The following is a 12,612-nucleotide window of genomic DNA, read 5'->3' on the forward strand; positions in this document are numbered from 1 at the left end:
GGACCGGTCAGCGCGCGTGGGAGGCGAGGCTGAGCAGCAGGTGGGCGGATTCCGGGTGCTGGAAGTCGGAGTGGGCTCCGGCGGGGTTGAGGCGGGTGGCGAGGCCGCCGCGGTAGACGTGGCCGGCGTCGATGTTGACGATCGGGTGGTCGAGTTCGGCGCGGGGGTAGGGCGAGGAGGCCGGGCGCAGCCGGGCGGTGAACTGGGGCACCGGCGCGACGCTCGTCCCGGAGTGGCCGATGCCCGGGAGGCCTTCGGCGCGCAGGTGCCAGAAGCCGGTGGCCCGGTCCCAGCGGGAGTGGGTGAGCACCACCGGCCCGCGCAGCGGCGCGCCGGGGCGGCCGGGGCCGAGGAACAGCCGGGGGAAGAGCCGGTCGAAGGCGTCGCGCGGTGCGGCCATCTGGAAGACCAGCGCGCTGTCGACGGTGAACGGCCGTGCGGGGTCGCCCGGTCGGCTCCAGCCCAGGACGGGCGGTCCGGCCGGGCGGTCGGCCGCGTACTGGACGGCTTCGCAGAGGAACCGGCCGCCGAAGGAGTGGCCGACCAGGTGCAGGTACTGGCCGTGGCGGTTGGCCAGCACCCGCGGTGCGTCCGGGCGGCCGCGGCCGCCGTCGAGGTAGCCGAGGAGGTGGCCGAGGACCCGTCCGGCCTGTCCCCGGGCGCTCATGGCGTGCGCCCGGGCGCGGATGCGCCGGTAGCCGTGGGGGCTCGGCAGGCTGGACGACGGCCAGCGCACCACGACGCACCAGGGGCGGAACCCGGCCGTCAGCCCCGGGTAGGCGTTCGGCGCGGCCCGGTGCAGGGCGGCGGCCCGGCCGACGAGTGCGGCGGCCGCCGCGGCGGCCGCGGCGGGACCGGTCTGCCAGCCGTGGACGTAGACGAAGAGGTCGGTAGCCCGCTCGGGTATCGGCAGGTGCCGGGCGAGGTGGTCGGCGACCCGGGCCCCGGGTACGGGCGTGCGCGTCCCGGGGACGAGCAGCCGGCCGTCCTCGTCCAGGTCCACCACGGCGGATCGGACGACGGGGGCCGGTGCTTCACGGAGGCGTGCCGTCACGGGTTGAGCTCCAGGATGCTGTCGATGCCGCAGTGCAGGGAGTAGGCGAGCGCCAGGGGGTTGTGGAACTCGCGGGCGAAGCGCTGCACCAGCTGCTGGGTGATCTCGCCCGCCGTGAACTCGCCGGTGAGGTAGAGGTCCAGGAAGGCGAAGGCGAACTCCGCGGCGAACTCCTGGGGTATCTGGATCTGCGGGCCGAGCACGCCGTCCGCGCCGAGGTCGACCAACGCCCGCCCCAGGTGCTCCAGTTCGGCCGCGGCGGACTGCCCGGTGTGGCAGGCGTTCAGCAGCACGAAGGGCCGGAACACGGCCTCGGGCGCGTTGAGGTGCCGCCGACGGTGCCGGCGGACGAGGTCGGCGTCGATGTGCCGGTCGTCGGAGAGCCGGACGGCGAGCTGCTCGTACGGGGAGTCGTTGGCGACGAACTGGCCGTGGCACCAGAAGTACATGACGTCCTCGTCCAGCACCGCGCAGGACAGTGCCTTCAGCAGCAGCTCGGACTCCGTGCGCACGGTGAGCTGGGAGCGGTCCTCCAGCAGCTTGCGGACTTCGGGCGCCCGGCCGACGCCGGTGAGCTGGTCGTCGGTGTTGAGGCTGGTGACGGGCTTGGTCCTGGCCTGGTAGGGCGGTTGGATCGCCGGGTAGGCGGCGCCGGTCTGTTCGACCTGGTGCCGGTAGCCGAGGAAGTCGGCCCAGGTGTCGGGGCGTTCGGCGTCGACGGCGAGCATCGGCCAGGGGAGGTGGAGGTCGGAGTCGAAGCTGATCCGCAGCGAGCCGTGCTCGGTGAGCGTCCGGTGGAGGTAGTCGCGGAAGAGCGCCAGGTCCCGGCCGGGTCCCTCGAGCATGGTTTCCAGCAAGTACCGTCCCTCCTCGGCGAGTTCGGCGACCCTGCGCTCCACGACGGCGGCCAGCGGAGTGAAGTCGACGGTGCTCGCGAAGGGGTAGGGGTGGGCGAGCGGGTCGGGGTCGTAGGCGATCAGCAGGTCGCGCCAGACGGTCCGCAGCCGGGCGGCCCGGGCGAGCAGGGTGGGGGCGCTGACCGCCAGCCGGGCCCCGTGGGTGCGGGTCCTGGGGGTGCGCTCGCCGGGCCGGAAGGCGGACATGTGCAGCTCGTCGCCGTGCCGGCGGAGCGTCACCACGAGGTCGAGCGGGGGCGCGCCCTTGGCCGGCGGGTCCTCGCCGGGGCCGTACGGGCCGGCCTGGCGCGGAAGCCGGGTGTAGTCGGCGGAGGGGTTCTGCCGGACGACGACTTGGAGGTCCCGGGGCACGTCGATTACTCCAGCTCCTGGGCTCGGGCTGCGGTTCGCGCTGCGGCTTCGGCGGGGGTGGGGGCGAGGGCGGGCGCGGTCTCCGGGACGTCCACCACGGCGGAGAGGTCCTGGAGCACGGCGCCGTGGCTGCCGTCGAACACGGTGACGCGGAGGGTGTGCGGGCCGGGCACGGCCGGGGTGAGCGCGAACCGCGCGGGCGCGCCGGCCGGGTGGTAGTCGGCCACCGGCGGATCGAGGGCGGCGTCGGGGGCGACGGCGGCCACCAGCCGTAGCTCCGGCAGTGCGGCCGGGTCGGCCCGCCGGCCGTCGGCCGGTTCGAGGCGCAGCTCCAGCCGGGTGGCGGCGCCCACGGCGGGGTCGTCCAGCAGGGTGATCCGGGGGTGCCAGGCCGGTCCGGGCGGCGCCGGCCGACCGGCGCGGTGCATCGAGCCCCGGGAGCGTCGCAGCAGGAGCGGCGCGGGTTCGGGCTCCGGGAGCGCGGGCACGGTGGACGCCGCCGAGGGCGGGGTGTCGGCCCTGAGTCGGGTGAGGGCGGTGCGGCTCTCGACGATCAGCGGGTGCCCCGGGTCCATCAGGGCTTCGCGCCCGAGGCTGACCGCTTCCAGGAGGTCCCTGGCGTCCTCGGCGCGTCCGGCCTCGGCGAGGGCGCGGGCCAGGCCGACGGCGAGGGTGGGGAACAGCTCGGGTTGGTCGCAGCGCTCGGCCCCGAGCGTCACGGCGACGGTGTCGAGCTCCCGATGGCCGTCGGCGAGCCGGGCGATCGCCGACGCGGCGCTCGGCACGGCGAGGAGCTCCGCGACGATGCCCTCGTACACGCGGAGCGCTCCGAGCGCGTCCCCGGCCAGGAGGCGCGCATGGGCGAGGCTCTGGCGGACGCTCAGGGTGAGGGTCCCGCGCGAGCCCCGGCTCCGGAGGCAGGTCGCGACGAGTTCCTCCAGGCGGACGACGGCGCGCAGCGGCCGGCTGCCGCGGGCCAGGAGGAGCGCGTGGGTCTCGCGGGCGCCGATCGCCAGGTCGTGGACGGCGCCGAATGCTTCGCGGGTGGTGGCGGCGAGATCGGCGGCGAGGCGGACGGCCTCCTCGTGCTCCCCGTTGTGGTGCCGTGCGAAGGCGAGGACGGTGGCGGCGTAGCCGAGCACGGGCAGCAGGGGGGCGTCGGGACTGCTCCATTCCGCCGCCAGCGGGGAGAGTTCGGCGATCACCGCCTGGTGCTCCCCGGCGAGCAGCAGTGCGGCGGCCCGGCGGTACCGGAGCATTCCGGGGAGTACGTGCTCCGGTCCGAGCGCTTCTTCGGCCGGGGCGAGCGCCTCCTGTGCGTGGGCGGCGCAGTCGGCGTAGCGGCCGGCCTCGCCGTGGTTGAGCGCGAGGGTGTCCCGGACGTCCAGGGTGTCCGGGTGGTCGGCGCCGAGGACCCGGGTGCGGTCGGCCAGGACCTCCCGGTAGATCGCGTCGGCCTGCTCGTGCCGCCAGGCGAAGCGGTGGGCACAGGCCAGCGCCTGGCGGGCGGCCAGGGTGTCGGGATGCTCCGCGCCGTGGAGGCGGGTCCGGTCGGCGAGGATCCGGCGCCGTTCGAGGATCTCCTCGTGGGGGCGGCCGGCATAGCGGTGGGTGCGCGCGAGTGCGGCCCGGGCGGCGAGGACGTCCGGGTGGTCGGGGCCCTGGATCCGGACCCGGTCGGCGATCAGGGCCGTGATCAGCGCGGCGGCACGGTCGCACGCACCGATCTCCCGGAGATCGTTGGCCAGCAGGGTACGGGCGCCGAGGGTGTCCGGGTGGTCCGGGCCGAGCACGCGGGCCCGCTCCGCGGCCACCAGCTCGCGGTCGGCGACCGCCCGCAGGTGCAGACCCGAGACCTGGCGGTCGGCGGCGAGGGCGGCCCGGGTGTCGAGCACCTGCGGGTGGTCGGGGCCCTGGACCCTGATCCGGTCGCGCAGCAGCGCCTCGTAGAGCTCGGTGCTGAGCAGGTGATGACCGGCCGTCCGGTGGATCCAGGCCAGGAGGGCGCGGGTCTGAAAGGTCTCCGGGTGGTCGGGGCCGTCGGTCCGGGAGCGGTCCGCCAGCAGGGCCTCGCACAGCCGCAGGGCCTTCCGGAGGTCACCGGCCTCCCGGTACTCGGCGGCCTCCCCCCAGCGGGCGTCCAGGGTGTCCGTGTGCTCGGCTCCGAGCACCCGGGTTCGGGCGGTGACCACGGTGCCGAAGACCTCGGCGGCCCGCCGGTGGTGGCCGGCGTCGCGGTGGGCCGCGCCGTGCCACCACCGGGTGTTGATGACCGAGGGGTGGTCGGGCCCCTCCACGCGCTCCCGGTCGGCCAGCAGGGCGTCGTAGAGCTCCCTGGCGGCGCCGTGGTCACCGGCCGCCACCACCGAGCGGGCGAGGCCGAGCCGCGCGTCCAGGGTGTCGGGGTGGTCGGGGCCCAGCACCCGCCGGGAGTCGGCGACCAGGGCCCGGAAGAGTTCCACGGCCCGTCCGTGGTCACCGGCCTCCCGACGGGTGCGGGCCAGGCCGAACCGGGTGTCGAGGGTCGTGGTGTGGTCCGGGCCCAGGATCCGGCAGCAGTCGGCGATCAGCTGCGCGTAGAGCTCCGAGGCGCGCTCGAAGTCCTTGGCCTCGCGGTGCGTGTGGGCGAGTGATCGCCGGGTCTGGAGGGTGGCCGGACGGTCGGGCCCCTGGACCCTCGCCCGGTCGGCCGCCAGCTCCGTGTACAGCTCGATCGCCCGGCGCTGGTCGCCGGCCTGCTCGGTCGCGGCGGCCACGGCGTCGCGGCAGGTCAGGGTCCGGTGGTGGTCGGCGCCCAGGAACCGGATGTGGTCGGCCAGCAACTCCCGGAAGAGGCCGAGGGCCCGGTGATGGTCCTGCGCCGCCAAGACGGCCCAGGCCAGGCCCTTTCGGACGGACAGGGTGTCCGGGTGCTCCGGGCCGTGGATCCGGGTGTAGTCGGCCACCAGCCCGGCGTACGACTCCATGCCGCGACGGTGGTCGCCCGTCTGCGTGAGGCTGATCGCCTGCCACCAGCGGGAGACCAGCGTGTCCGGATGGTCGGCGCCCAGCACCCGGCCCCGGTCCGAGGCCAGCTCGGCGTAGAGGACGAGGGCCCGGGGGTGGTCGGCCGCCTCGGTGAAGGCGTTGGCGTACCACCAGCGGGCGTTGAACGCGTTCGGGTGGTCGGGGCCGTGGGTCCGGGCGTAGTCGGCGATGAGGTGCTCGTGCAGGTCGAGCGCCTGTCGGTGCTCGCCGGCGGCGGACAACGCGCAGGCGAGTTCCGTCCGGGAGCTCAGGGTCCCGGGGTGGTCCGGCCCGTGGACGCGGGTGCGCTCGGCCACGAGTGCGCGGAGGACGGCGAGGGCCCGGTCGTGATGACCGGCCCTGCGGAGGCTGTTGCCGAGCCAGTAGCGCGTCGCGAGGGTCTCCGGGTGGTCGGCGCCCAGGATCCGGTGGCGATCGGCCGTGGCCGCTTCGTAGAGCTCGGCCGCCCGGTCGTGGTCGTCGGCGTCTCCGTGTGCCGATGCGAGCCAGAAGCGGGTGTCCAGGGTGAACGGGTGGTCCGGGCCCAGCAGGCGGGTGCAGTCGGAGACCAGCTCGGCAGCGAGCGCGAGGGCGAGGAGGTGGTGACCGACGTCCCGGTGCGCCAGGTTGAGCTCCAGCCGGGCGCGGAGGGTGTCCGGGTGGTCGGGACCCTGGAGCCGGGTCCGGTCGGCGGTGAGGCGCTCGCGTTCGGCGAGAGCCTGGTCGAAGCGGCCGGCTTCCCGGAGGGCGTAGGCGAGCCCCTTGCGCTCGTCGAGGGTGTGGAAGTGGTCAGGGCCGTGGACCCTGGTGCGGTCGGCCACCAGCGATTCGCGCAGTCGGACGGCCTGGCGGTGGTTCCCGGCCTCGCCGTGGAGCCAGGCCTGCCAGCCGCGGGCGTCGAGGATCCTGAGGTGGTCGGGCGCCAGCACCCGAGTCCAGTCGGCCACCAGCTCGTCGCACAGCGCCGCCGCCCGTCGGTGCTCACCCGCGTAACTCCAGGCCCGGGCCAGGTCCAAGCGGGCGCCGAGGGTCTCGATGTGCTCGGCACCGTGGATCCGCTCGCGGTCGGCGAGCAGTCGGCGGCGCTCCGCGAGCGCCTCGCGGGGGCGGCCGGCCGTGTGCAGGGCCCAGGCCAGGTTGGCGCGTTCGTCCAGGGTGTCCGGGTGATCCGGGCCCTGGGCGCGGGCCCGGTCGGCCACCAGCCGTTCGAGCTCCTCGACCCCGCGCTCGGGTGCTTCGGCGAGGCGCAGGGCGTACGCCAGGTCGGAGCGCTCCTCCAGCGTGCCGGGGTGGTCCGGGCCCTGGACACGGGTGCGTTCGCGGACCAGGACGCGGTGCTGCTCCACCGCCGCCCGGGCCTGACCCGCCTCGCGGCGGGCCTGGGCCAGCCCGTTCCGGGCGTCGAGGGTCTGCGGGTGGTCGGGGCCGAGCAGTCGCCGGTAGTCCGCGACCAGGGCGGTGAACTCCGCCACGGCCGAGGCGGGTTGTCCGTGGTCGCGGTGAACCACCGCGAGTCGGCCGCGGGCCAGCAGGGTCAGCGGGTGGTCGGCGCCCTGCACCCTCGCCCGGTCCGCGATGACCGCCTCGTAGGCGCGCGCCGCCGCCGCGTGGTCGCCCGCCTCGACGTGGGCGGAGGCGAGCCAGCCGCGGCTGTTCAGGGTGTCGGGATGGTCGGCGCCGAGGATCCGGGTGCGGTCGGCGACCACCTGCTCGTACAGGGCGATCGCCAACCGGTGCTGCCCGGCGGCGAGTTGGGCGAAGGCGAGACCGTTGCGGCGGGTCAGGACGGCGGGGTGGTCCGGACCCATTGCCCGTTCCGTGTCGGCCACCAGCCGGGTGAACTCCGTGACCGCGTCCCGGTGTTGCCCGGCCACCTGGAGTGCGTAGGCGAGGCTCGCGCGGCTGTGCAGGGTGTCGTCGTGGTCCGCCCCCAGGACCCGGGCGCGCTCGGCCGCGACGGCACGGAACTCGGCGATCGCGTCCGCCTGCCGACCCGCCTTGCGGTAGGCGTAGGCGAGGCCGTGCCGGTCGGCGAGGGTGTCCGGGTGGTCCGGGCCCTGGACGCGGCCGCGCCCGGCCACCACCTCCCGGCACAGCTCCACCGCCCGGGCGGGGTTCCCGGCCTGGGCGTGCAGCCTGCCGAGGCGGCCGAGCGCCGTCAGCGTCTCGGGGTGGTCGGCGCCCCGCAGCCGGGTCAGGCCGTCCGCCACCGCGGTGACCAGGGGGAGGGCGAAGACCCGTTGCGCCCGGTCGGTCAGTTCCCCGGCCGCGAGCGCGTAGAGCGCGACGGTCTCCGGCGTCGGGTCCTGCGACGGTCCGTCGGCGGCGAGTTCCCGGATGTGCGGCAGCAGCGCCCGGCGCAGCTCGGGTCCGGCGTCCGGCCAGAGCCGGGTGGCGGCCCCGGCCAGGTGCCGCTCGGCCCGGCGGCGCATCCGGCGGTCGCCGTCCGAGCCGCGCAGCACGGCCTGCAGCAGCCGGTGCACGGCGACGGTCTCGCCGAGGGTGATCAGGTGGTAGTCGGCGAGCAGCCGCAGGGCGGAGTCCACCTCCTCGGCCCGGCGCGCACCGAAGGGGCTGAGGGCTTCGCGGGGCAGCGCCTCGGGGGCGTACCAGGCCAGGGTGCGCAGCAGCTCGACGGCGAAGGGGGCGGTGTGCTGGACGCTGCGCAGCGTGGTCCGCCAGAGCCGGGCGACGGTGTCCACCGCGCCGTCGTCCGTCCGGGGTCCGACCGGGCTGGTGGTGCGGAGCAGCTCGCGGTAGGCGGCGAAGGTGGTGCCGGTCTGCTGGACGTACGCGCCGGCCTGGGCGAGGGCCAGCGGCAGGTGGCCGAGTTCGTCGGCGAGGGCGCGGGCCTCGTCCTGCTCGACGGGGTCGACGGCGGCCCCCGGGTAGGCGGTGCCGCAGAGCAGCCGGGCGGCCTCGGGGGTGTCGAGGACGTCGATGCGGACCGGGCGGATCCCCGGGTGCCAGCCGCCGGCGCGGCGGCTGGTGACCAGCTGGTGGCCGCAGCCGAGCAGTCGCCCGAGGTAGGGCACGAGGTGCGCCGGGTCCTCGGCGTTGTCGTAGACCAGCAGCCAGCGGTCGTGGGCGCGCAGCCAGGCGACGGCCCATTCGACCTGCTGGCTTGGTTGGGCGGTGAGCGCCCAGGCCGGGTGGAGGTGGACGGCGAGTCCGGCGAAGGCCTCGGCGAGCTGTTCCTCGGACTCGGCGGTGATCCACCAGACCAGCCGGTAGTTCTCGATCTCCGTGGCGGCGTAGTGCAGGGCCAGGCTGGTCTTGCCGACCCCGCCGAGGCCGTGCAGCGTGGTGGCCTGGGTGACCAGGCCGCCGCCGTCGTGCTGCGCCAGCGCTTCGGCGACGGCCCGCAGCTCGGCTTCCCGGCCGATCAGCGGGCCGGCCGGGCGTGGCGGCAGGTTGGGGGCCGGCGTGGTCGGCTCGATGGACAGCGCGGCCCGGGCGGCCTCGGGGGGCAGGACGGCGGCGTGCTGGTCGCCCGTCGCCGCCGATGCCGAGGTGGAGCGGCGGCGCTGCTCGAACGGCTCCGGGTCGGGCATGCCGCCCTCGGGACGGACGTGCGTCGTGACGGACATCAACACTTCGGCGCCCCCACCCCCGCGTACGGTTTTTCGCGTGCCCACCGTAGTGGGGCGCCGACGCGGTGTCAGCGGAATGCGTGAAGGGGTGTCAGTCCGCCAGGCCCAGCGGGTCGGGGGCGGGGGCGAGGAGGTCGGGGCCGTTGTTGCGGACGCTGTTGACGGCGGTGGGGACGGCACGGACGCGGAGGTCGCCGTCGCCGGGGCGGCGCAGCAGGTGGTGGAGCTCGGCGGGGTCGGTGTGGGCGGGGGAGAGCCAGGTGGGCAGGTCGTCGAGGGCGATGGTGAGCGGCATCCGGTCGTGGACGCGGCCGGCGCTGTCGGTGGCGTCGGTGGTGATGACGGTGGTGGTGGCCAGCCAGGCGAGCGGGTCGTCGTCGGCGCGGGTGCGGTCGCGCCAGAACTCGTAGAGGCCGGCCATCAGCATCACGCCGCCGGTGCTGAGGTAGTACGGCTGCTTGTACTTCTTGCGGTCGGCGTCGCCGGGGACCTCGCGCCACTCGTAGTAGCCGTCGGCGGGGACGACGCAGCGGCGGGCGGCGAAGGCCTTGCGGAAGGCGGGCTTGGTGTCGACCGTCTCCGAACGGGCGTTGATCATGCGGGCGCCGCCCGACGGGTCCTTGGCCCAGGACGGGACCAGGCCCCAGCGCAGCGGTCGCAGCCGGCGCAGCAGCTCGCCGGTGTCCCGGTCGACGCGCTCCAGGACGGCGGGGACCGGATCGGTCGGGGCGACGTTCCAGCTCGGCGCGAAGGTCTCGGCCGGGTCCCACCGGAGCTCGCCGAGCAGCGAGACGAGGTCCTGGGGCGTGGTGGTGGAGACGAAGCGGCCGCACATGCCCCCCAGCCTGCCACTCACGGCCGACAACCGGCGCGCACCCCGGTCTCAGCGCGGCGCCCGGCCGTCCTCGGGAGTCGGCCGATCCCGATCGGCCGGCGGTGCCCCTCAGCCCGCGACCTGCACCACCGCGGCCACCGCAGCCCGGGGGCGGTGCGTCACGTCCCGTTCCACGGCCGCAGCTTCTCCGGGTTGCGCACCGCCCAGATCCGGGTGATGCGGCCGTCCTCGACGCCGAAGGCCGCCACCGTCGCGGTGCGCCCGGTGTGCTGGGCGACCAGGCCGGGCAGGCCGTTGACCGTGCGCTCCAGCAGGACGAGCCCGGGGGCCTTGTCGGCGATGTGGAGCAGGTACTGGGCGATCCGCTCGGCGCCCAGGACCGGGCGCAGCGCGGCGCCGACGGTACCGCCGCCGTCGGCGGTCATCGTGGCGTGGGGGGCGAGCAGGCCGATCAGGGCCTGGATGTCCCTGGCCTCCCAGGCTTCCTTGAAGTGCCGCACCAGACCGGCCTGTCCGGCCCGGGGAGCCGTCGGGGCCTGCGCGGCGCGCACCCGCCGGCGGGCCGAGGTGGCCAGCTGCCGGCAGGCCGCCGGGGTGCGGCCGACGATCTCGGCGACCTCGGGGAAGGGGTACCGGAACACGTCGTGCAGGACGAACGCCACCCGCTCGGCCGGGGTCATCGCCTCCAGGACGACGAGGAAGGCCATGTTCACCGACTCGTCCAGGGTGACCCAGTCGGCGGGGTCGGCGGGCCGCGCCCCGCTGCCGCCCGGCCCGCCGATCCACTCCGCCCGGTCGGGCAGCGGCTCGGGTATCCACTCGCCGACGTAGCGCTCGCGACGGGCCCGCGCCGAGCCGAGCAGGTCCAGGCAGACGCGGGTGGCCACGGTGGTCAGCCAGGCGCCGGGCGAGGCGACGGCCTCCCGCTGCGGCCGCGACAGCGCGTACCAGCGGGCGTACGTCTCCTGGACGGCGTCCTCGGCCTCGGCCAGCGAACCGAGCAGCCGGTAGGCGAGGTTGATCAGCTGCCGCCGCTCGCCGACGACCGCGCTCAGCTCCGGCTCGGATGGGGTGCTCATGGTCGGACCCTAGCGATCGACCACCGCGGGGGAGAAGGGGGGGCAGGTCCGGGCCGTCCTGCCGACGACACGGGACTCCGGCCCCCACCCCGCCGACCGCCGCCCGGGAGAGAGTAGGAGCGGGGAGGAACGGGGAACGGGGGAGGAGCGGGAGCCGGCAAGGAGAGACAGGAGAGAGCGTGCGCCAACTCGACCTTCTCGTGGTCGTCGTCTACCTGGTCGCCGTCGCGGTGATCGGCCTGCGGCTGGCGGGCCGTCAGACGACGTCGAAGGACTACTTCGTCGGCGAGGGCCACATGCCCTGGTGGACGGTCTCGTTCTCGGTCGTGGCCACCGAGACCAGCGTGCTGACCGTCATCAGCCTGCCCGGCGGCGCCTACGGCGGGCAGGGCTTCGGCAACGTCGAACTCGCCCTGGGCTACGTCATCGGCCGCGTCGTCGTGGCCACCGCGCTCATCCCGCTGTACAAGCGCGGCGGCTTCGTCAGCGCCTACCAGTACCTGGGCGGCAGGTTCGGCCCCGGACTCCAGGGGCTCGCCTCGGTGACCTTCGTCGTCACCCGGCTCCTCGCGGAGGGCGTGCGGCTGTTCGCCTCGGCGATCCCGATCCGGCTGCTGCTCGGCGAGCTCGGGGTGCACACCGACTACCGCACGATCATCGTCGTGCTCACCCTGATCACCGTCGTCTACACCTACCTCGGCGGCATCAAGGCCGTCATCTGGACCGACGCCATTCAGATGGGCCTGTACCTCGGCGGCGCCCTGCTCACCGTCGCGGTGCTGTCCGGCCGGGTCGGCACCGACGGCTACGCGCGCGCCCTGGACGCCGGCCGGTTCCGGTTCTTCGACACCGACTTCGACCCGGCCCACATCCTCACCAGCCCGTTCGCCCTGCCGACGGCGATCGTCGGCGGCGCGATCTTCGCCATGGCCAGCCACGGCTCCGACCAGCTGATCGTCCAGCGCATCCTCGCCACCAGGACGCTGCGCGACGGCCAGAAGGCGATGATCGCCTCCGGCGTGTTCGTCACCCTCCAGTTCGCCGCCTTCTCCCTCGTCGGCGCCCTGCTGTGGTCCTACAACCAGGGCAGGAGCTTCAAGGAACTCGGGCTGGGCAGCTCCGACAACCTCTACCCCGACTTCATCCTGCACGGGCTGCCCGTGGTGGTCTCCGGCCTGCTCGTCGCCGGCATCCTCGGCGCCGCCATGGGCTCGCTGTCCTCGGCCCTGAACTCCATGTCGAACTCGACCGTCGCCGACCTCGTCCACAGCTTCTTCCGCGGTACGCCCTCCGAGGCTTTCCTGCTCAGGCTCGCCCGCGTGATGACCCTGGTGTGGGCCGCGCTGATGGCCGTCTTCGCCTGTGCCTTCAGCACCAGTACCGGCAACGTCTACCTGACCGGCCTGACGATCGCCGGCTACACCTACGGCGCGCTGCTCGGCGCCTTCCTGCTCGGCCGCCTGGTACGGCGCGCCACCGGGACCGACGCCGTGCTCGCCTTCCTGGTCACCCTCGCCGTGATGACCTACGTCGTGCGCGGGGTGAGGATCGACGTCACCACGGCCACCGGGGTCGTGCCCACGGCCATCGCCGCCCAATGGCTGGTCCCCGTCGGCGTGCTGGTCACCCTGGCCGTCGGGGGACTGCTCAGCCTGTTCCACCGCGCCCCCGAGACCGGGCGCGTCCCCGCGGACGACGCCCGGTCCGGCCCCGGCGCCGACCGCGCCGAGGCGGCCCCCGTCCAGGAGTGACGCCCACCCGACGCCGTTTCGCCGGG

Annotated in this window: 6 protein-coding genes; 1 reads left to right on the forward strand and 5 read right to left on the reverse strand. The window is 75.2% G+C overall.

Features of this window, described 5'->3' with window-relative positions; all coding sequences use genetic code 11:
* Window positions 1-7: 7 nt before the first annotated feature.
* From ACIRD3_RS04845 to sigJ, 5 genes are all read right to left on the reverse strand, one after another.
* A complete protein-coding gene (locus ACIRD3_RS04845; RefSeq protein WP_402211636.1) occupies window positions 8-1,054 on the reverse strand; it encodes a hypothetical protein in 1,047 nt (348 codons plus the stop codon).
* The gene (locus tag ACIRD3_RS04850; RefSeq protein ID WP_402211638.1) at window positions 1,051-2,322 is read right to left on the reverse strand and encodes a CHAT domain-containing protein; all 1,272 of its coding nucleotides are present in this window, start codon (window positions 2,320-2,322) and stop codon (window positions 1,051-1,053) included. The genes ACIRD3_RS04845 and ACIRD3_RS04850 overlap by 4 nt, the downstream gene beginning before the upstream one ends.
* Before the next feature lie 5 nt (window positions 2,323-2,327).
* Entirely contained in the window at window positions 2,328-8,918 is a 6,591-nt protein-coding gene (locus ACIRD3_RS04855) for a tetratricopeptide repeat protein (RefSeq protein ID WP_402211641.1), read from the reverse strand.
* Window positions 8,919-9,012: 94 nt separating this feature from the next.
* Window positions 9,013-9,756 (reverse strand): SOS response-associated peptidase, encoded by a 744-nt coding sequence (locus ACIRD3_RS04860; protein WP_402211643.1) that lies wholly within the window; start codon window positions 9,754-9,756, stop codon window positions 9,013-9,015.
* 158 nt (window positions 9,757-9,914) lie between these two features.
* Window positions 9,915-10,835 (reverse strand): RNA polymerase sigma factor SigJ, encoded by a 921-nt coding sequence (gene sigJ, locus ACIRD3_RS04865; protein ID WP_402211645.1) that lies wholly within the window; start codon window positions 10,833-10,835, stop codon window positions 9,915-9,917.
* A gap of 179 nt (window positions 10,836-11,014) precedes the next feature.
* On the opposite strand from sigJ, the gene ACIRD3_RS04870 reads away from it, so the two are divergent.
* Window positions 11,015-12,586: a sodium:solute symporter gene (locus ACIRD3_RS04870; RefSeq protein ID WP_402211648.1), complete on the forward strand. Its 1,572-nt coding sequence runs from the start codon at window positions 11,015-11,017 to the stop codon at window positions 12,584-12,586.
* Window positions 12,587-12,612 lie beyond the last annotated feature (26 nt).

The organism is Kitasatospora sp. NPDC093550, from assembly GCF_044764985.1.
Classification (GTDB): domain Bacteria; phylum Actinomycetota; class Actinomycetes; order Streptomycetales; family Streptomycetaceae; genus Kitasatospora.

Excerpts from the sequence above, each read along its gene's own strand:
- ACIRD3_RS04855 (WP_402211641.1), bottom strand. The coding sequence starts at position 8,918 with ATGTCCGTCACGACGCACGTCCGTCCCGAGGGCGGCATGCCCGACCCG.
- ACIRD3_RS04860 (WP_402211643.1), bottom strand. The coding sequence starts at position 9,756 with ATGTGCGGCCGCTTCGTCTCCACCACCACGCCCCAGGACCTCGTCTCG.
- sigJ (WP_402211645.1), bottom strand. The coding sequence starts at position 10,835 with ATGAGCACCCCATCCGAGCCGGAGCTGAGCGCGGTCGTCGGCGAGCGG.